This is a genomic window from Polyangium sp. 15x6, from assembly GCF_029960785.1.
Classification (GTDB): domain Bacteria; phylum Myxococcota_A; class Polyangia; order Polyangiales; family Polyangiaceae; genus Polyangium.
The window spans coordinates 16,575-35,801 of the sequence record NZ_JASBQE010000089.1 but is presented as its reverse complement, the minus strand read 5'-3'; the positions used below and the strand labels follow the sequence as shown (position 1 = coordinate 35,801).

Annotated in this window: 13 protein-coding genes; 9 read left to right on the top strand and 4 right to left on the bottom strand. The window is 67.6% G+C overall.

From position 1 onward, the window contains the following. Positions 1 to 5 precede the first annotated feature (5 nt). Positions 6 to 1,205 carry a hypothetical protein gene (locus tag QHF83_RS40900; RefSeq protein WP_282423519.1) on the top strand — a complete coding sequence of 400 codons (1,200 nt, stop codon included), beginning with the start codon at positions 6 to 8 and terminating at the stop codon, positions 1,203 to 1,205. Here the strand turns inward: QHF83_RS40900 and QHF83_RS40895 are convergent. After that, positions 1,198 to 2,532 (bottom strand): ATP-binding protein, encoded by a 1,335-nt coding sequence (locus QHF83_RS40895; RefSeq protein WP_282423518.1) that lies wholly within the window; start codon positions 2,530 to 2,532, stop codon positions 1,198 to 1,200. The genes QHF83_RS40900 and QHF83_RS40895 overlap by 8 nt on opposite strands. 112 nt (positions 2,533 to 2,644) lie before the next feature. Here QHF83_RS40895 and QHF83_RS40890 point away from each other — a divergent pair, with 112 nt between their 5' ends. Continuing rightward, complete coding sequence (locus QHF83_RS40890; RefSeq protein ID WP_282423517.1) at positions 2,645 to 3,199, top strand: hypothetical protein; 555 nt, start codon at positions 2,645 to 2,647, stop codon at positions 3,197 to 3,199. On the opposite strand, the gene QHF83_RS40885 is transcribed toward QHF83_RS40890, so the two are convergent. Then, positions 3,190 to 3,498: a hypothetical protein gene (locus QHF83_RS40885; RefSeq protein ID WP_282423516.1), complete on the bottom strand. Its 309-nt coding sequence runs from the start codon at positions 3,496 to 3,498 to the stop codon at positions 3,190 to 3,192. The genes QHF83_RS40890 and QHF83_RS40885 overlap by 10 nt on opposite strands. Before the next feature lie 236 nt (positions 3,499 to 3,734). Here QHF83_RS40885 and QHF83_RS40880 point away from each other — a divergent pair, with 236 nt between their 5' ends. Further along, the gene (locus tag QHF83_RS40880; protein WP_282423515.1) at positions 3,735 to 4,316 is read left to right on the top strand and encodes a hypothetical protein; all 582 of its coding nucleotides are present in this window, start codon (positions 3,735 to 3,737) and stop codon (positions 4,314 to 4,316) included. A gap of 25 nt (positions 4,317 to 4,341) precedes the next feature. On the opposite strand, the gene QHF83_RS40875 is transcribed toward QHF83_RS40880, so the two are convergent. After that, entirely contained in the window at positions 4,342 to 5,892 is a 1,551-nt protein-coding gene (locus tag QHF83_RS40875) for a hypothetical protein (RefSeq protein ID WP_282423514.1), read from the bottom strand. Between the two features lie 122 nt (positions 5,893 to 6,014). Here QHF83_RS40875 and cysK point away from each other — a divergent pair, with 122 nt between their 5' ends. From cysK to QHF83_RS40845, 6 genes are all read left to right on the top strand, one after another. Next, positions 6,015 to 6,998 carry a cysteine synthase A gene (gene cysK / locus QHF83_RS40870; protein WP_282423513.1) on the top strand — a complete coding sequence of 328 codons (984 nt, stop codon included), beginning with the start codon at positions 6,015 to 6,017 and terminating at the stop codon, positions 6,996 to 6,998. A gap of 67 nt (positions 6,999 to 7,065) precedes the next feature. Further along, entirely contained in the window at positions 7,066 to 8,070 is a 1,005-nt protein-coding gene (locus QHF83_RS40865) for a serine acetyltransferase (RefSeq protein WP_282423512.1), read from the top strand. A gap of 73 nt (positions 8,071 to 8,143) precedes the next feature. Further along, entirely contained in the window at positions 8,144 to 10,366 is a 2,223-nt protein-coding gene (locus QHF83_RS40860) for a molybdopterin-dependent oxidoreductase (protein WP_282423511.1), read from the top strand. Beyond that, a complete protein-coding gene (locus QHF83_RS40855) occupies positions 10,363 to 11,259 on the top strand; it encodes a DUF1295 domain-containing protein (protein WP_282423510.1) in 897 nt (298 codons plus the stop codon). The genes QHF83_RS40860 and QHF83_RS40855 overlap by 4 nt, the downstream gene beginning before the upstream one ends. Positions 11,260 to 11,267: 8 nt before the next feature. Continuing rightward, positions 11,268 to 12,068 (top strand): glucose 1-dehydrogenase, encoded by an 801-nt coding sequence (locus tag QHF83_RS40850; RefSeq protein ID WP_282423509.1) that lies wholly within the window; start codon positions 11,268 to 11,270, stop codon positions 12,066 to 12,068. A 244-nt stretch (positions 12,069 to 12,312) separates the two neighbouring features. Beyond that, the gene (locus QHF83_RS40845; RefSeq protein ID WP_282423508.1) at positions 12,313 to 13,467 is read left to right on the top strand and encodes a PAS domain S-box protein; all 1,155 of its coding nucleotides are present in this window, start codon (positions 12,313 to 12,315) and stop codon (positions 13,465 to 13,467) included. Here the strand turns inward: QHF83_RS40845 and QHF83_RS40840 are convergent. After that, a complete protein-coding gene (locus tag QHF83_RS40840) occupies positions 13,464 to 19,127 on the bottom strand; it encodes an AAA family ATPase (RefSeq protein WP_282423507.1) in 5,664 nt (1,887 codons plus the stop codon). The genes QHF83_RS40845 and QHF83_RS40840 overlap by 4 nt on opposite strands. Positions 19,128 to 19,227: the final 100 nt, after the last annotated feature.

Here is a 19,227-nt window from a genome sequence, read left to right as displayed (position 1 = left end):
AAGCCATGATCCATCTCCGCAAAGCTCTACCGCTCCTCGCCCTCGGCCTCGGGCTCGGGTGTGGTGGCGCATCGCAGACCGGCCAGGGCGCCGGCCCGACGGGCCCCGTCTCCACGCAGCAGCGCATCGTGAACATCAACCCCGTCGATCTCGGCGTTTGTTTCCAGCAAGCGCCCGCCCTGCCGGAGAAGATCAACAGCGAAGTGCTCACCGGCCTGCTCGTCGCGGCCCGGCCGTTCGTCATGGAATGCCTCGTCGACCCGAAGAACCGCGGCCCCGCGGACGAGACGGACCTCGCCCTCAAGACCACCCTCTCGGGCGGCAAGCTCGCGCACGCCATCACGGGCCAGAACATCACGCCCGCCGGCGAGCAATGCATCAAGGCCGCCGTCGACAAGTTCACCGCGACCGCCCCCGACTGGGAAAAGAAAGCCGGCGCCGCGAGCAACGTGACGGCCGAGGTGCAATACAAGCACATCGCCAGCGTGATGCCCTCGGTCAAGATGGGCGTCGGCGAGGGCTCCGACGTGGCCGGCACGATCCGGCTCGCGCAGGGCAGCTTCTGCGATTGTTATGCGCCGTGGAAGAGCGCGGATCCGGTGGTCCTCACGGCCCAGGTCAAGCTCACGCAGGCGGGCGCGCCGGCCGTCACGATCAAGCCGCCGACGGACCCGAACGGCACGCAGGTCGCCACGTGCCTGCAGCCGAAGGTCGCCGCGCTCCCGCTGAAGACGACGTCGACCGAGCTCACGGTGCCCTACACGTTCATGTTCCTGAGCTCCGCGAAGGACGGCCTGTTCCAGGGCGCCCCGCCCCCGATCGCGTTCGCCCAGTACGAGCTCGCGCGCAACCAGCGCCTCGCCGCCGGCGTCATCGCCATGGGCGCGCGCACGCAGGCCGCCGAGGCGTACGACGCGCTCGTGAACAAGTACAAGAAAGACACGGCCAGCGTGACGGTCGAGCAACTCAAGAACGGCTGCGCGGCGCTCACGCAGGCCGACGACGCCTACCTCGCCGCGCTCCAGAAGCAGCTCGAGCTCGAGCAAAGCGCCGTCGCGATGTTCACCGATTTCGCCGGGAAGGACGCGGCGTGGGTGCCCGTCAAGGACGCCACGCAGGGCAACGTGGACGTGACGAAGAAGGACATCGAGAACGGCAAAAAATTCAAGGAAGCCGATCTCGCGGCCTGCCCGAAGGTCAAGTAGCCCCGCCTCCCCCCGATCCTCGGAATTTCAACCGGAACGCCGTGGCGTACGTCTCCACCGGAGGCGGCGTCACGCTCGCGTTCGTCGCGATGATCTGCGAGGCCCACATCCGCTCGGCCACGCCGCACGCATCCTCGAGCTCACGCCCCGACCGCCCCTCGGCCTTTTCCGCGAGCGAACGAAGCTCCTCCGCTTCGAGGTGCTTCGCATAATACGCGAGGATGGCCGCGCGCTCCTCCGCGTCGGGGAGCGGGAAATGGACGAAGAGGTTGAACCGGCTGAGGAGCGCCGGATCCAGGTCGTCCTTGCGGTTCGTCGCGCCAATCACCACCACGTTGCTCGTATCGACGAGCCCCTGCATCTGGCGGAGCAGCACCGAGAGGATGCGCCGCGTCCCCTCGTGCATCGCCCGATCACGCGAGCCGGCGAAGGCGTCGATCTCGTCGAGGAAGACGATGCTCCGCGAAAGAGCGCCGGCCCGGTCGAAGATCGCGTCGAGCCTCTTTTCCGACTCGCCGAACCATTTGCTCATGATCGACTCGACGGGCACGTAGACGAGCGGGATCCCGCTCTGGCTCGCGATGACGCGCGCCATCGTGGTCTTGCCCGTGCCCGGCGGTCCCTCGAACAGGACGGCGCGCGGGACGCTCGCCCCCGGCCGCGTGCGGGCCATTTCGCCGACGGCCATGAAGATCTCGGGGTGGAGGAGCGGCAGGACGATGGTCTCGCGCACCTCGCGCTTCGTGCGCTCGTAGCCGGCGATGCGGTCCTCCGAGAACGCGGGGCTCGCCTCGAAGACCACGGCGCCGAGCTCGGCGAGCTTCTGCTTGGGCGAGCTCGCGTTCGCCGCGTCGCTCGTATGGAAGGCATACTTGCGCAGGACGTCGAGGATGCAATTGACCTCCTCTTGCAGGAGGAGCGCCTCTTTCTCGAAATGAATCGCGCCGTGCCCCTTCGGATCGAACCGGAACGTCACCTTCATCGGCGGCGGGAGCTCGGGCCCCTCACCCGGTTTCCGCCGCTCGGACATCCGGCGATCGAAGGGGCTGTGATGGTCGGCGACGACCGCGACCCCGAAATAGCTGCGGCGGAACTCCGAGAAGTACCGGAAATACTGCGCAAGCACGTCGACGATCGGGAAAAACGCCTCCTTGGGGAGGCTCTGGAACGAGAGCTCGACCGTGATCGTGGACTTCTTGTAGGAGATCACCGGCAGGTGCGCGTTCACGAGCTCGGGGCTCGCGGACGCGAGGCACGCGACGGCGCCCGTGTCGAGTTGCTGCTTGATCTGGTCGTACGGGAGAAGCTGCGAGGCGGTATCGGGCATCTTCGTGTTCCAGCGGCGGGATGAAAGCGCCGGGACGCTTGCCTGTCAAACGGAAGGAGCGCGCGGGGTCCTTTGGACGGAACCGGCATGGAAATTGGTATACCGATGGGACATGTACGGACACGCAACGCGATGCGCCGCCGCCGCCGTTCTGCTCGTCTCGTTCGCCTCCCAGGCCCAGCCGGCGCGCGACGCCGAGGTGCCGGGCGCCCACTGCTTCACGAGCCTCGGCGTCCGCTTCGACGCACCCGGCTCGATTCCCGGCGGCGAGAGCCCCCGACGTATCGAGCTTTTCCTCGACGGCAAACCCTGCATCGAGATCGCCCCCACGGACCGAGCGTGCGAGATGCGAGCGCCGCCGGACGCGGTGTGTGACGTCATTGCCCCGCTCTCGATCGCCGAGGGATGGTGCCACCTCGCCGCGGACGGCTCGTGGAGCGCCAATTTCCAGGTCCTCTCGACCCGCTTGCTCGCCGACGACGTGGCCCACGCGCTCACGGCGTACGTCGCGACGCCCGAAGGGACCACGGTCCGCGAGGCGCCCGTCGACGTGTCGCGCTACCATCCGCGAGCCCCGAACGGGGCGGCATCGGTCACGTGCTTCCAGGGCAACGCGGAATTCCGAGGCTCGACGCTCGCCCCGGAGAAAGGCCCGAATCAGGGCTGAACCGAGCGCGTCGTCACCTCGTCGTCGACGCCGACCCTGTGCTCGGGCCTGCACAGAAGGACCGCGCAGAGCGTCTCGCAATTGAACGGCCACCATCGATATTCGCCGCGGAGGCACCCGCGCATGCACCGCGCGCACATCGTCGGCTCGGCGACGAGTGTGCCTCGGGCCTCCGAGGTCCCCTCGCGCGCTTCGCTCCTCGGCGCGCCCCGCTCCTCGGCGCGCGCCGAGGCCCCGGCGAAGCTGCACATCATTCCGATCATGCAGGCCAGCATCGTCCCACCCATGCGCTTTCTCATGGCTCACCTCGATCGTTTTCTTGGGTGGCGAAATGCCGTGTCAATGGAAGCGCCCTCGAATCGCTCTCCCACCTCGCCCGATTTGCCAAGCGTGCCGCGCCTGCGCTGTGCCGTTCCTGATCACGCGGGCGCCGAATGCACGCAAAGGGAACGGTACGCGCCGTGCTCGACAGAGGAAATGGGGGGGATTCGCTCGTCTCCACGAGCTCCCCCCGAGCCTGAAAGGGAGCAATCATATGTGGACCAAAGGATTCGCGCTGCTCGGGCTTGCCTTCGGCGCCGCGATCGTGGGGAGCGCTTGCGTGGGCGGCGAACCGACGGACGACGATCTCGATGCAGACCTGCCCCTCACGGCCGCGGAAGAAGAGGACCTCGGAGCCGCGGAGGACGATCTTTCCATCCAGGACTTCGCGCGGCTCCCGCGTTGCGGCGGATTCGCGGGATTCCGGTGTCCCGCCGGTCTGCGGTGCATCGATCTGCCAGGGGACGATTGTGATCCGGCCCGAGGCGGCGCGGACTGCATTGGCGTGTGTGTTCGGGGAGGACCGACGGCGGCTCGCTGCGCGAACCCGCGGCGACGCTACCTCTCGCGAGACCCGGCCGCGTGCGCAGCCATGCGGTTCCCCTGCGAGCCAGGGTCCAGGCCCTTCTCCGACGAATGCGGCTGCGGCTGCCTGAGGGTCGGCGGCCCGGGCGGGGGGCCGGGGCGCGTGCGCTGCAGGGACAACATTTGCGGCCCCGGCGAATACTGCTGCAACGAGAGCTGCGGGATCTGCGCGCCGATCGGGGGCGTGTGTACGCAGGAGTTCTGCCAGTAGCGGACGCGATTCCCTCCCCGCCCTCTCAGGGCCAGTCGACGTCCTTCTTTACCTGCGGCTCGTGGCAGAACACGCGGGGCGTCGTCTTGGGGTTTGCCTCGGCAAACGCCTTCACGATCGCCTCGGCTTGCTCGATGTTCGCCGCCTTCGCGCCCACGAAGAGGCTCCGGCCGTCGTCCTCCACGACGAGCTTCGCCCCGTCGAATTTCTTGCCCTCGAAGGATTTCTTGATCGCGGGGAACTCCTTCGGAATCGGCGTGGCGCTCGGCCCGATCGAGAAGAGGTGGGCGTAGGGTTTTGCGCAGAGCGGCGTCGCGGCGTAGCGGAAGTTCGAGGTGAGCGTGGCCTGGACCTCCTTTTCGGAGGGCATGACCACGGGTTTGTCCACCTTCGCCGAGCGGAGCAGGTACCTTTTGCCGCCCGCCTTGCCGGCGACCCACACGTCGGTCGCGGTGCGCGCGTACGCGGTCTCGGGCTCGAAGCCCTCCGGCTTCTTCGGCAGGGCCACGGCCTCCCACGCGCCCCCGGACTTCTTGGTGTACAAACCATCTTCGAAGCTTCCGAGGAGCGCGCCGCCCTCGATCGTGGTGAGGTGGTTGATTTTCTTGCCGGAGGGTGCCTTTTCGAGTGCCCACGCCTTGCCGTCCCAGTGCGCGAGGTAGGACGTCCCGTCCGTGTTCCCGTAGACCCAGGCGTCCGTCGCCGACACGGCCACGACGCCGATCAACGCGAGCGAGCCCGTGGCCGGCGCGGGAAGCGGCTCCACCGTGCCGCGCACCTTCTTCGCTTCCCAGCGCTCGACCATCGGCGCGCCTTTGCCGCCGCCGTCCTGGCACTCGTAGCCCGCCGCGAAGGCCTCGCCCGTGGGCGTGCCGGCGAGGAGATAAGGCCCATCGGGGCTCATCTTCACCTTGCAGCTCTTGTCGTTCTCGGGCGGCGTATCGCTCGGCGCCTCCTCGGCGCCTTCGCCGGCCGGCGCAGCTTTTTTCGCGGCCGCGGGCGCCGGGAGGACGCCGCCCTTGCCGCCGAGGAGGGCCATCCGGATATCGTTCGAGGGCATTTGGATGGCGGCGACGACGTTTTCGCCGATCACATTTTGGCTTTGCACGATCTCGCCCTCTCGGAGGATCGGCTGCGGCTCCCAGCGGCCGCCGAGCGAGTCGAACCATTTGTAGAGCTTGCCTTTGCCTTCCTCGTCGACAGCCAGGATCCAGGCGGACTTCGGCCATTCGGCGCCGTCGAGGCCGAACGACGGCTCGCCCTTTTTGAGGCCCTTCATAAACGCGGGATCCTGCACGAGCGGCCCCTCGCCGAGGGGGAGGTAGAGACTCGATACGGCGAGGAACGCGCCGCCCTTCATCGCCGTGATCATGATCTCGCCCGGTGCTTCGAGCACGATCGAATACGCGCTCGTCTCGGCGGGCGCTGCGGCGGCGCTCGCCGTGGGCGCGTGCGCGGCCGCCGAGGCCGCCGCGGGCACGGCCGCTCCTGACGGCGCGGGCGCCGGATCCGAGGATTTTCCGCACGCCGGAAGCAGGAGCGCGGCGACCGAGACGAGCAAGCCGATCTTGTGCATGGGTTTTCTGGGTTATGGCGGGGACAGCCGCGCGTCAAGCGAGGGGGGCGCGCGAGCGCCTTTCACGGCTTCGTGCCGAGGGAGCACCATGATCGCGGCGAGCGTGGTAGAGTCCGCGCCCCATGGCGCGTATCTACGAAGACAACTCACGCAGCATCGGGCACACGCCCCTCGTCAAGATCAACCGCCTCACGGCAGGCGCGCGCGCGACCGTGCTGGCCAAGATCGAGGGTCGAAACCCCGCATACTCGGTCAAATGCCGCATCGGCGCGGCGATGGTGTGGGACGCCGAGGAGCGCGGCGCCCTCCGGCCGGGCATGTCGATCGTCGAGGCCACGAGCGGCAACACCGGCATCGCGCTCGCGTTCGCCGCGGCGGCGCGGGGCTACACCTGCGTGCTGACGATGCCCGAGACGATGAGCATGGAGCGGCGCAAGGTGCTGGTCGCGCTCGGCGCGCAGATCATCTTGACGCCCGGCCCGCTCGGAATGAAGGGCGCGATCGCCCGCGCCGAGGAGCTCGCCGCGACCCAGCCCGACAAGTACGTGCTGATGAAGCAGTTCGAGAACCCGGCGAACCCCGCCATCCACGAGAAGACCACGGGCCCCGAGATCTGGGAGGACACCGACGGCGCGGTCGACGTCTTCATCAGCGGCGTCGGCACCGGCGGCACGCTCACCGGCGTGTCGCGGTACATCAAGCAAACGAAGGGCAAGAAGATCCTGACGGTCGCCGTCGAGCCCGTGCACTCGCCCGTCATCTCGCAGACGCTCGCAGGCCAGGAGGTGAAGCCCGCGCCGCACAAGATCCAGGGGCTCGGCGCGGGGTTCGTCCCGCGAAACCTCGATCTCTCGCTCGTGGATCGCGTGGAGACCGTGACGAACGACGAGTCGATCGCGATGGCGCGGCAGCTCGCGCGCGAGGAGGGCATCCTGGCGGGCATCTCGTGCGGCGCGGCGATGGTCGCGGCGCTCCGGCTCGCGAACGATCCCGCGTTCGAGGGCAAGACGATCGTGACCGTGCTGCCGGACGCGGGTGAACGGTACCTCTCGACCGCGCTCTTCGAGGGCATGTTCGAGGCCGTGGAGAAGGCGACGGCCACGTGAAAGAGGGGGTTCGGGGGCGTAGCTCGGCTCGCCGGGCGGAGCCCCCGAGCGTTGAATGATGGGCGATTTGGAAAACAGCCTGGGGCTCGGGGCGAAGGACGCCGAAGGCGATCCGAAGCCCCGAACGTTGGACGCAGTGGTGGACGGGCTGATCGCGAGCTACGAGCGCGATCGGCGCGGCCACTACATCGGCAAGAAGTTCCTGCCCTCCCGCGAGGAGATCTTCGAGATCATCGAGCTGCTCTTCCAGGTCTTCTACCCCGGCTATTACGGGCGTCAGGACCTCACGGAGGGCAACCTTCGGTACCACGTCGTCACGCTCGTCTCGACGCTGCGCGAAAAGATCGCGACGCAAATCGAGAAATGCCTCTGCTGGGCCGGCGAATCGGAGCGCGACGGCACGGAGGAGAAAGAGGTCGGGGGCTGTGCCGAGTACGGCCGGCACATCGCGTGCCGGCTGCTCAGCCGCCTGCCGGAGATCCGCGACACGCTGCTGCTCGACGTGCAAGCGGCGTACGACGGAGATCCCGCGGCGGGCAGCCTCGACGAGGTGATCCTCTCCTACCCGGGCCTGCTCGCGATCACGGTGCATCGTGTGGCGCACGAGCTCTATGTGCTCGGCGTGCCGCTCATGCCGCGCATCATGAGCGAGTGGGCCCATTCGCAGAGCGGCGCGGACATCCACCCGGGCGCGACCGTCGGCGAGAGCTTCTTCATCGATCACGCGACGGGCGTCGTCATCGGCGAGACGAGCCACATCGGCGGTCACGTAAAAGTCTACCAGGGCGTGACGCTCGGCGCGATCTCGCACCCGAAGGACGAGCGAGGCCGCGTCATTCGCAACACGAAGCGCCACCCGACGGTCGAGGACTCGGTCACGCTCTACGCGAACGCGACGGTGCTCGGCGGCCAGACCGTGGTGGGACACGGCAGCGTCGTCGGCGGCTCGGTCTTCCTCACGCGGGGAATCCCCAAGCGCTCGCGCGTCGCCGTGAAACCCCCGGAGACTCGCGTCATCGCCGCGGGCAGCCAGCCGGGGGACGAAGAGTATCCGGCCGATTTCGAGATCTGAAGCCTGCTGACCCCTGGTCACTTCCCAGCGATATCGGTATATGAGGCCGCGCCGGCTCGATCGGCGTGTCCTCATGACCCAAACACACCACACCTTTTGCCGCATCTGCGAGGCCCTCTGCGGCCTCGAGGCCGACGTCGAGGGCGGGCGCGTCATCGCGCTCCGGCCCGACGCGCGGCACGTCGCCACCGAGGGCTTTGCTTGCCCCAAGGGCCTCAAGCAGCACCGCATGTACGCCTCGCCCGACCGCGTGCGGAGCCCGCTCGCGCGCCGCGGCGAGCGCTTCGAGCCCGCGTCCTGGGACGCGGCCCTCGGCGACATCGGCGCGCGTGTGCGCAGGATCCACGACGAACACGGCCCCGACGCGATCGCCATGTACGTCGGCACGGCCGCGGGTTTCTCCGTGCTGCACCCCGTCTTCGCGCAGGGCTTCATGCAGGGGCTCGGCTCGCGCAGCATGTACGCCTCGGCGACGCAAGATTGCAGCAACAAATTCGCGGTTTCACGAGAGATGTACGGATTCCCGTTCACGCTCTCGTTTCCCGATCTCGATCGGACGAAATGCCTCATCGTCGTGGGGGCGAACCCCGTCGTGTCGAAATGGAGCTTCCTCCAGGTCCCGAACCCGGCGCGGGCGCTGAAGGACATCGAGGCGCGCGGCGGAAAGCTCTTCGTCGTCGATCCGCGCCGCACCGAGAGCGCCAAGGTCGCGGGCGAGCATGTCTTCATCCGGCCCGACACGGACGTGTGGTTTTTCCTCTCGTTCTTGCGCGAGCTCGCAGCCGTGGGCGGGATCGATCGCGAGCGCGCGGCGCGCTTCATGAAAGGGCTCGACGAGGTCCTCGCCGTCGCGGAAGGATGGACACCCGAGCGCACGGCGCGCGTCACGGGGATCGCGCCGGACGTGCTCCGCTCGATGGTCCGCGCGTATCGGGATGCGGGGCGCGCGGCGATCTACGTCTCGACGGGCGTCAACATGGGCCGCAATGGCTCGCTCGCATTCTGGCTCGCCGAGTGCATCAACGCCGCTTCGGGGAACCTCGATCGCGAGGGCGGGACGCTCGTCGGCCGGGGAATCTTCGATTTCGCCGCGTTCGGCCGGCGCACGGGCACGCTCCTCCGGGAGGATCGCTCCCGCATCGGCGATTTCCGCTCCGTGAACGACGCATTCCCGGGCGGGCTGCTTGCCGACGAGATCCTCACGGACGGGCCCGGCAAGATCCGCGCGCTCTTCGTGACCGGGGGAAACCCGCTCATCACGATGCCGGGCGCGGGGAGGCTGCGGCGCGCATTCGAGAAGCTCGATCTGCTCGTCACGATCGATCTCTTCGTGAACGAGACCGGCTCGCTCGCGCACTGGGTCCTGCCCGCGACATCGCCGCTCGAGCGGGCCGATTTGCCCTTCATTTTCCCGCTCCTCCTGGGCCTGCAGCGCCGGCCTTACCTCCAGGCGACGCGGCCCGTCGTGAAGCAGGACGGCGATCAGCGCGACGAGGCCACGATGTACCTCGATCTTTGCCGCGCCGCGGGCAAACCCATCTTCGGCTCGACCATCGCCCAGCGCGCCCTCGAGTTCTTCACGGCGGCGCAGGGATGGTTCCATCCGGACGAACCCCGCTCGATTCCGCAGGAGCTCTTGCTCTCCGCGATGCTGCTCGCGACCGGGAACGGGACCTTCGGGCGCCTCGCCGAGCAAATACACGGGCGCCTTCGCCCGCCGCACCGCGGAGACGATTTCCTCGGCAAGCGCGTGATCACGAAGGACGGCAAGGTGAATCTCGCGCCGGAGGTGCTGCTCTCCGCCGCGAAGAAGCTCGAATTCGATTACGAGGCGGAGATCGCCCGCGCGGGCAAGCTGAAGCTCGTCACGCGGCGGCGGGTCACGACGCACAATTCGTGGACCCACAACCTCGAAGATTTCGCCGAGCCGGACGGAGGGACGAACCACCTGTACGTGCACCCCGAGGACGCGAAGCGAATCGGCCTTTCGGACGGCGATTTCGCGGATGTTTCGACGGACGTGGCCACGGTGCGCGTACCCGTGCGCCTGCTCGCCGACCTCATGCCGGGGACCGTGGCATTGCCGCACGGCTGGGGTCATCAGCACGCGGCGGGCCTCTCCGTCGCGGCAAAGACGCGGGGCGTGAACGTCAACCTGCTCGCGGCCGATGGGCCGGAGCGGCTCGAGCGGGTCTCGGGCATGGCGCACCTCACGGGGTTCGTCGTGGACGTGGTCCCGGCGCGTGGGCCGAAAGACGACCGGAGCTGGTCGGGTTTGTCGGAGGAGACGACATGAACAAAGCCGGGAATCGTGCCCGGGATTTCGGGATCGTGACGCTCGCGTATGTCGCGGGCACCGTCGTCGGGTGGCTCGTGTTTCGCGCGCTCGCGCAGGATCATTCGTCGATCGTCGCGTTCGCCGCGGCAGACGCGGCGGCGACGGTGGTGGTCTTCGCGGGGAGCGTGCTTTGTAACAATTCGAGCATGTACGATGCGTACTGGAGCGTCGCGCCGATGGTGATCGCGCCGGCGATTGCGATGTCCCCGGAGGCCGCGGGCGCGCCCGTGGCGCGGCGGATCCTGGTCACGGCGCTCGTGCTCGCGTGGGGCGCGCGGCTCACGTGGAACTGGGCGCGCGGCTGGCACGGGCTCGGCCACGAGGATTTTCGGTACGTCGATCTGCGCCGGTCGATGGGGCGGGCCTACTGGCTCGTGAGCTTCCTCGGCCTCCATTTCATGCCGACGGTCTGCGTGTTTCTCGGCTGTTTGTCGCTCTTCCCGGCCCTCGCCACGGGCACGCGGCCGCTCTCGTGGCTCGATGGGGCGGCGTTCGTGGTCACGGCGGGCGCGATCGCATTGGAGAGCCGCGCCGACGCGGAGCTCCGCGCATTCCGGCTCCGGAACGACGTGCCGGGGAAGATCCTCGATACAGGCGTGTGGGCGTATTGCCGCCACCCGAATTACCTCGGCGAGATCACGTTCTGGTGGGGGCTTTTCCTGTTCGCCCTCGCCTCGGATCCGGGTCTCCGGTATCCGCTCGTCGGGCCCGCGTGGATCACCTGCCTCTTCGTGTTCATCAGCATTCCGCTGATGGACAAACGATCCGTCGCGCGCAGGCCCGGCTATGCCGATCACATGAACCGCGTGCCGGCGCTCTTGCCGCGCCTGCCGAGGAAGGCCAAGGGGTAGACGAGACCATGATCCTCGATGTTTTCCGGATGAACGACAAGGTCGCGATCGTCACGGGCGCGAGCCGCGGGATCGGTCGTGGATCGGCGATTGCGCTGGCGGAGGCAGGGGCCGACGTCGTGCTCGCCGCGCGGCGCGCGGACGTGCTGGAGGAGGCCGCGAAGGAGGTGCGCGCGCGCGGGCGGCGCGCGCTCGTGGTGCCAACGGACGTGACCGCGGGCGCGGAGCTCGACCGGCTGCTCGCGCGCACGCTCGAGGAATTCGGCCGGCTCGACGTGCTCGTCAACAATGCGGGCGGCTATCCGCCGAGGATCGCGGTCGCGCTGTCGGACGAAGAAATGATGGAGTCGTACCAATTCAACGTCGTCTCGGCGCTGCACCTCTCCCGGAGCGCCGCGCCGCACCTCGCGCGGACGCGAGGCGCCATCGTCAATATCTCGTCTGCGATGAGCCACTGCGTGGACACGGGCTTCGTCGCCTACGGGGCCGCGAAGGCCGCGCTGAACCACATGACGCGCCTGCTCGCCCACGAATGGGCGCCGCGGGTGCGCGTCAACGCGCTGGCCGTGGGCGCGACGATGACGGACGCGCTCGAAGCGTTCGTCGGGGCCGGCGACATGCTGGACAAGATGACGGCGAAGACGCCCATGGGCCGCCTCGCCACGCCGGAGGATATCGCGGCCTCCGTTCTTTTCCTGGCCTCGCCGGCGTCGTCGTGGATCACGGGGAAGATCCTGGAGGTCGACGGCGGCGCGAGCGCGAGTACGTGGCCCTACCCGATGCCGGGGGGGCTCGAAGACATTCCGTAGCGTGAAGCGAGCAAGCGGCCGGGGCTTTCAAACAAGCCCGGGCCGCCGCCGAGCGGAAAACGAAATCCGAGCGCCGATCGGAATCGAAACGCATACGCGCCCGGAGCGTCAATTAAATTACGCGTGTTCTGCGATACGAATGGCGTCCGTGGAGTCTTGCGGTGCCGAAGGCGCTCGGGTAACGTACCCTTGCCGCCTGGATTCGGAGAACGCGAGCGGCGCACGAACCACCATGCCGGACGCCGTGGAACCCTTGCTTGCGCACGAGATCCTGGATACCTCGCCGACGTTCATTGTCGGTATCGATGCGAGCGGCCGCACGATGTACATGAATGGGACGATGCTCGGCGCTCTCGGGTATACGCGCGAAGAGGTCATCGGCCAGGATTACGCGACGATGTTCGTCCCGGTGCGGGATCACGAGATGCTCCGGCGGGTGTTCGGGGAGCTCGTGTCGTCGCGCGGCACGACCTACAATGAAAACCGGGTGATCACCCGAAGCGGCCGCGAGCTGCTCGTCGAGTGGCATGGAAGGCCCGTCTACGACGACGACGGCGCGTTCAAGTATTTCTACGGGGTCGGCATCGACGTCACGGGTCAAAAACGCATCCGCGAGGCGCTCTATCGCTCGCAGCAGCGGCTCGCGCTGCATTTCCAGCAGGCGCCGATCGGCATGATCGAGTGGGACACCGATTTCCGCGTCGTGGACTGGAACCCGGCAGCGGAGTCGATCTTCGGCTGGCTCCGCGAGGAGGCCGCGGGCCGTCACGGCCAGGATCTCATGGTGCCCCCGGAGGTCCGGCCCTACGTGGCCGACATCTGGGAGCAAATCAAGCAGGCCAAGGGGCCGGTGCGCGCCCGCAATGAGAACATCACCAAGGACGGTCGGCGCATCACGTGCGAATGGGCGAATACGTCGCTCGTCGACGAGGAAGGCCAGATCGTGGGCGTCGCGTCGCTCGTGACCGACGTGACCGAACGCGTGAAAGAAGAGGAGGAGATGCGCGAGCGCGAGCGCGCGCAGGCCGCCACCATCGAGGAGCTCTCGGCGCCGGTCCTCGATCTGTGGGCAGGCGTTCTCGCGATGCCCGTCGTCGGCGGAATCGACGCCGCACGCGCGACGCGGATGACGGAGAGCCTGCTCGAAGCGATCGTGCGAAGCAGCGCGCGCTTCGCGATCCTCGATTTGACGGGGGCGTCGACGATGGACGCCTCGATTGCGTCGCACCTCGGCGACATGATCCGCGCGACCGGCCTCATCGGCAGCGAATGCCTGGTCTCGGGCCTCGGGCCCGGAATGGCGCGCACGCTGGTCGAGCTCGACGTGCCGCTCGCCGTCAAGACGTTCGGCTCGCTGCAGGCAGCGCTCCGCCACGCGATTCGTGCGTCGCGGGTTTAGCAGGCTGTCGAGACGCAGCCGACACGAGGAAGCTCGAGCGTGAACGACGAGCCGGCCCCCGGCTCGCTCTGGACACGGAGCGTGCCTCCGTGCGCTTCCGCGATCCGGCGGCTGATGTACAAGCCAAGCCCGAGGCCGCCGTAATTCTCGGAGGCGGCGCGCTCGAAGCGATCGAAGATGCGCTCCTGCCGCGCCGGGTCGATACCGATGCCGTGATCATTGACAACGATCCGCGCGATCCCTTCGTTCTCGCCGTAAAAAATCTCGATGGGCTTGCCGGCCCCGAACTTGGCCGCATTCGAGAGGAGGTTCGTCACGATCTGCTCGATGCGGTCGGGATCCCAATGACCGACGACGTGCTGGCCGTCCTGGATGTCGACCGTGCACCGCGCTTGCGAGAGCTCCGGCTTGAGCTGGTCGATCGCATTGCGGATGAGGGTCGCGAGGTCGACCTCCTCGCGCTCGAGCGGGAGCCGGCCCGCGTGGAGCTGCGAGACGTCCACGAGGGCCTTGTTCAGCCGGGCAAGGCGCGTCCCTTGACGCAGGGCCCGCTCGACCATCTTGCCCATCGCCTGCGTGTCGGCCGGCCAGCCGGACCGGATGGCCCGGTCGATGGATTGCAGCGTGAGCCGGAGCGACGTCACCGGCGTATTGAGCTCGTGCGATGCCACCGTGAGGAATTCGTCCCGCACGCGCACGGCCTCCTGCGTCTTGCGATAGAGGCGCGCGTTGTCGATTGCGACCGCGGCGCGGCGCGCGACCTCTTCGACCAACACGAGGTCGGCGCGCCCATAACGGCGCTCCGGCGCGGAGGAGACGACGCTCAGGACGCCGAGGGTTTGTCCGTGCGCCACGAGCGGCACGATCATGGAGCTCTGCGCACCGAGCTCGTGGCTGAGCCTCAGGTGCTCGTCGTCGACGACGAGTTTTCCAATGACCTCCTCGGAGAGCTCGGGAATCAGGACCGGCTGGCCCGTCCGCAAGACCCTGGAGGCCGCGTGGGGTGAATTCCAGCGAGGAGGATACCGCCGCTGGAGCTCCTCGACCAGCGGCGCCTTCGCGGGGTCCTTGTGGGCGCCGGCAATGCGTCGGATCTCTCCGCCTTCCACGATGTCGATCACGCACCAGTCGGAAATGGATTGCACGCACAGCCACGCGAGGCGCGCGAGCGTCTCCTGATAATCGAGCGACTCCGACAGGACCGCCCCGGCCTCGGCGATGAACGTGGCCCGACGCTCCGCTGCCTCGGCCGCCGCCCGCGCCGCCTGCTCCATCCCGAGGAGCTTCGCTTTCTCCAGGGAAATCGCGGCCTGCGTGGCAAGGAGCGAAAGCGCCACGAGCCGATCGGGCGTGAACGCGCCGGCAAGGAGGTTGTTCTCCAGATAGAGCAGGCCGACCACCTCGGTCTGCTGGACGATGGGCAAACACAGGAGCGACCTCGGCCTCACGCGGGCGATGTAGGGCTCGGACGCGTATTTCGCCGCCTCGGACGCGTCCTCCAGGATCACGCGCTCCTTCGTCCGCAGGGCGTAATTGACGATCGAGACGGGCACGAGCGACGACGAGAGCGGCTGCGATTCCAGGAGCTTCGTCGCCACGCCTCTTCCCTCGAGCGACGCCTCCGCCTCGATCGAAGAGCCACCCTCCCGGCAGACGATCAGACAGCCTCGTTGCGCTCCGCCCTGCTCGAGCACCACCGTGAGCAGCGTGCGCAAAAGTTTGTCGAGGACGATCTCGCCCGAAATGGTTTGCGAGGCCTTGGTCACCGAGAGCAGGTCGAGCTGCTCTGGCCGAAGCGCGAAGGTGGCAGCGGGCGGAAGAGATCTCGACGGGAGCAGGCGAGGATGCTGCTGGTCGAGCTGCTCGACCTTGCCGTCGACGCCCCAGCAGGCATAACAGGCGCGGGCGTCGCGGAGGTACATGTCGGCGATCTTGTCGAATCGTCGTGCCCTGTAAAACCGCGACGTGAGTTCGTGGGCGAGCCCTTCATTGTGGACGAAGCCGTTGTCGTGGGCCGAGCGGATGGCCTCTTCGTAGAGGCGCTCGGCGTCGAGGTCTCGGCCTTCGATGCGGGCGATCTCGGCGGCCACCAGCGCCGCCCGGTTTTCGAAGTTCTCGGGGCAGTTCTCCGCCCAGCCCGCGAGTTTCTCGTGGTGGGCGACGAGGGCCCTCATGTGCTCGGGCCGCTCGTCGGCAGACGCCGTGCCATAATGCGCTGCCCGCGCGAGCGCGCCATAAAAATGATACTCGGCCATCTCGAAGTGTGACGGCGACGTCCAGAGAAGCGGCTCGGCCTTCGACGCGGCGCCGACGGCGGAGACGAAATCGTTCGCGTAGTAGCGCGCTTGGAGCTTGCGGATCCAGTACCAGCACGTGGCGGTCGAGAGGCGCGGATCCGCCTCCAGGTGCTGCTCGAACCGGCCCTCGTCGAACTCGTCGTCGTTGAAGGAAGAGAAATGGGGGGTGAGGCCCATGAGCGTGCGGATGAGCCTGAGCTGTCCGGTGAGGATGTCGGCGATGAGGCCGAACCGCATCTTCCGCGCGAATTCGAGCCCGTTCTCGGCTTCTCGCTGCACGTCGCCGAGCGGATCTCCGGACGCGAGGAGGTGCGTGATCAGGTCGAAGAAGCTATACGCCGCATAAGTGAGGTCACCGGTCTCGAGCGCCGCGTGGAAGACGCGGCGCAGGAGCGCGCGTCCGCTCCGCAGGTGCCTCGTCCAGGGAATGACCACGGAGCCTACGCACACGTAGACGCGGGCCTTGAAACGGTTCAGCTCTTGTTTCTCCACCAGGTCCGAGCCGAGCTTTCCGAAGCGGAACCCGGCTTGATAATCGCCGAAGTGCGGCCCGAGGACCATGCCGAGGTGGGCATAGGCAAGGCTCGATACGTCGCTGTTGCCATGCTCCAGGCTGAGATTCACCATCCGGCAGATGACGAGGCAGAGCAGATTCTCGTCGGTGAACAAAGCCGGCGGAATGGCCCTCGTGAGAACGTCGAGGGTCGCGCGAAAGGCCGGATCGTGCATCGAGGGCAGGTCGACGAGGTCCTCGATCGCGCGGCCCCCGAGCTGCTGCCAGAGCCGCTCGTATTCCTGCCGCACGTCGTTCTTCGTCGGGTGCGGCGACCACTCGACACCGACACGCCGGAGGTATTCGAGGCCCACGTCGACGCTGCTGTCGCTTCGATCCAGGGTCGTGTAGAGATCCATGCGCACGCACGCGACCGCGGCTGCATCGACGAGGTTTTTCGCGCGGAGCGAGAGCAAAGAGAGGCGCTCTTCCGCGGCCGAAAGCTCGCCGAGCAGGAACTCGCACTCGGCCCGGTCGAGCTCGAGCGCGAAGGTGAGCTCGTAACGCCGCTCCCAGCTATGCTCCGGCAGGAGCTCCGATCCGACGGCGAGACAATTCTTCGCCGATGCGTAGGCCGCCTTTGCCTTGGCGCGCTTGCCGGCGAGGAGATTGAGCTCGGCCACGCGCTCGCGTTCCTCCCGCGACGTGATCAGCGCGGCGCCGCGATCGAGGTGGTTCACGATGTCGAAGATTCTCTCCTCGAGCTCCTCGGGGGGCGTGGACGACAAGAGCAGCCGGCCAATTTCGAGGTGCACGACCGCCCGCTCTGCTTCCGGAATGAGCGAATAAGCGGCCTCCTGGACGCGGTCGTGGAGAAAGCTGTATGCCCCGTCCATCCAGAGGACGAGCCCGACACGGACGGCCTCCCAGAGATCCTCGTGTGATGCCTGCTCCGAGCGGCCGCTCACCGCCGCGAGGACGGCGACCTCGGCTGTATTGCCGAGACACGCGAGCGTTTTCAGCGCTTCCTGCGTGCGCGCAGGGAGCCGCGCGAGCTTGCCGACCATCAGGTCGACCACGTTGTCGGTGAAGCCCTTGGCTCGGATCTTCGCGACGTCCCATCGCCACGCGCTCGCGCGTTCGTCGAATTCGATCAGGCGCTCTTCATGCAGCGCAGTGAGGAACTGGATCGTGAAAAAGGGGTTGCCCGCGGTCTTCTCGTGGACGAGGTCCGAAAGCGGCGCGGCTTCCTCGGGGCGGCAGTGAAGCATATCGCTGACGAGCGCAGCGAGGTGCTCCCAGGAGAGCGGGCCGAGCACGATGTCCGAGACGCGCGCTCCCGCATTCCGCACGTTGCCGAGCGTCTGCACGAGCGGGTGCAAGGGGGTCACCTCGTTGTCACGGTATGCGCCGATCACGAGGAGATGGCCTATCTCGGGGTGGGTCATCAAATCCTCGAGGAGCAGGAGGCTCGCCGGATCGGCCCACTGGAGATCGTCGAGGAAGAGCACGAGGGGGTGCTCCTTCCGGGCAAACACCCCGATGAAATGCCGGAACACGATACGGAACCGGTTCTGCGCCTCGATCGGCGGCAGCTCGGCGACCGGCGGTTGCCTGCCGATGACGAGCTCGACCTGCGGGATCACGTCCACGATGAGCTGTGCGTTGATCCCGAGGGCGCCCATGAGGCGCTCACGGAAAGGAGCGATCCGTTCCTCGCTTTCGGCGAGGATGTCGAGCACGAGCTCCCGGACGACCTGGACGATCGTGGAATAGGGGATGTCGCGCTTGTACTGGTCGAACTTCCCCGAAACGAAGAAGCCCCGCTCGCGGACGATGGGCTTGTAGAGCTCCTGGACCAGCGCCGACTTTCCGATGCCGGAGTAACCCGAAACCAGGACGAGCTCGGGGGATCCCGTGCCGACCACGCGCTCGAACCCCCGCAACAGCGCAGCGATCTCCTCCCCGCGGCCATAGAGTTTCTGGGGGATCTCGAAGCGACCGGAGACGTCGTGTTCGGCCAGGGCAAACGGCTCGAGCCTGCCTTTGGCACGCCATTCGAAAAGGCACCGCTCGAGGTCGTGCGCGAGGCCCCGGGCAGTCTGGTAGCGATCGTCCGCCATCTTGGCCAGGAGCTTCATGACGAGCGCGGAGAGGGCCTCGGGCAGCTCCGGGACCCACGTTCCGGGAGGCTGCGGGATACGGGCGACATGGCAATGCACCCATTCGAGCGGATCCAGGGCCTCGAAGGGCAGGCGCCCGGTGAGCATTTCGTAGAATGTCACGCCCAGGGCATAGAGGTCGGCGCGGCTGTCGATCGCACGGTTCATCCGCCCCGTTTGCTCCGGCGCGAGGTACGGCAGGGAGCCCTCGATGAGGCTCGGGCGAAGGGACGCCTGGCGCTCGCGGGATGGGCATACCGCGAGCCCGAAATCGGCGAGCTTGACCTGGCCGGTGGACACGTTGACGAGGATGTTCTGGGGTTTCAGATCTTTATGGATGATGCCACGCCGGTGGAGCGCCCCGACGGCCGCCGCGATACGAACCGCGAGGTCGAGGAACCGCTCGATGGGCAAGGGCGCGCCGAGGAAGTGGTCGAGCGACTGACCGCCGAAATCCTCCAGCACGAGCGCCGGCATTCCCTCGTGCGTCTCGAGGGCGAGCGGCCTGACGATGGCCGGTAGGTCGAGTTGCCTGCCAATCTCGTATTCACGCTTCAAGCGCTCGAGATCGCGCGGGCGGCTGCGCCTCGGGTCGAGCACCTTCAGGATCACGGGGAGGTCATCGGCCGTCCGGACCCCGCGGAGCAAAACCGTGCCTCTGCCCTCGTGAAGTGTGCCGGTGATCGCAAACGGGGACGCGTCCTTCATGGGGAAGTTCGCCGACCGGAGCGGGCGCCAGGCAAGGGGCGCACGGAGACGATGCCCAGCCATGAGGGCCATCGACAGCCCCCTGAAACCCCCATAGCAT

Excerpts from the sequence above, each read along its gene's own strand:
- QHF83_RS40900 (WP_282423519.1), top strand. The coding sequence starts at position 6 with ATGATCCATCTCCGCAAAGCTCTACCGCTCCTCGCCCTCGGCCTCGGG.
- QHF83_RS40895 (WP_282423518.1), bottom strand. The coding sequence starts at position 2,532 with ATGCCCGATACCGCCTCGCAGCTTCTCCCGTACGACCAGATCAAGCAG.
- QHF83_RS40890 (WP_282423517.1), top strand. The coding sequence starts at position 2,645 with ATGTACGGACACGCAACGCGATGCGCCGCCGCCGCCGTTCTGCTCGTC.
- QHF83_RS40885 (WP_282423516.1), bottom strand. The coding sequence starts at position 3,498 with ATGAGAAAGCGCATGGGTGGGACGATGCTGGCCTGCATGATCGGAATG.
- QHF83_RS40880 (WP_282423515.1), top strand. The coding sequence starts at position 3,735 with ATGTGGACCAAAGGATTCGCGCTGCTCGGGCTTGCCTTCGGCGCCGCG.
- QHF83_RS40875 (WP_282423514.1), bottom strand. The coding sequence starts at position 5,892 with ATGCACAAGATCGGCTTGCTCGTCTCGGTCGCCGCGCTCCTGCTTCCG.
- cysK (WP_282423513.1), top strand. The coding sequence starts at position 6,015 with ATGGCGCGTATCTACGAAGACAACTCACGCAGCATCGGGCACACGCCC.
- QHF83_RS40860 (WP_282423511.1), top strand. The coding sequence starts at position 8,144 with ATGACCCAAACACACCACACCTTTTGCCGCATCTGCGAGGCCCTCTGC.
- QHF83_RS40855 (WP_282423510.1), top strand. The coding sequence starts at position 10,363 with ATGAACAAAGCCGGGAATCGTGCCCGGGATTTCGGGATCGTGACGCTC.
- QHF83_RS40850 (WP_282423509.1), top strand. The coding sequence starts at position 11,268 with ATGATCCTCGATGTTTTCCGGATGAACGACAAGGTCGCGATCGTCACG.
- QHF83_RS40840 (WP_282423507.1), bottom strand. The coding sequence starts at position 19,127 with ATGAAGGACGCGTCCCCGTTTGCGATCACCGGCACACTTCACGAGGGC.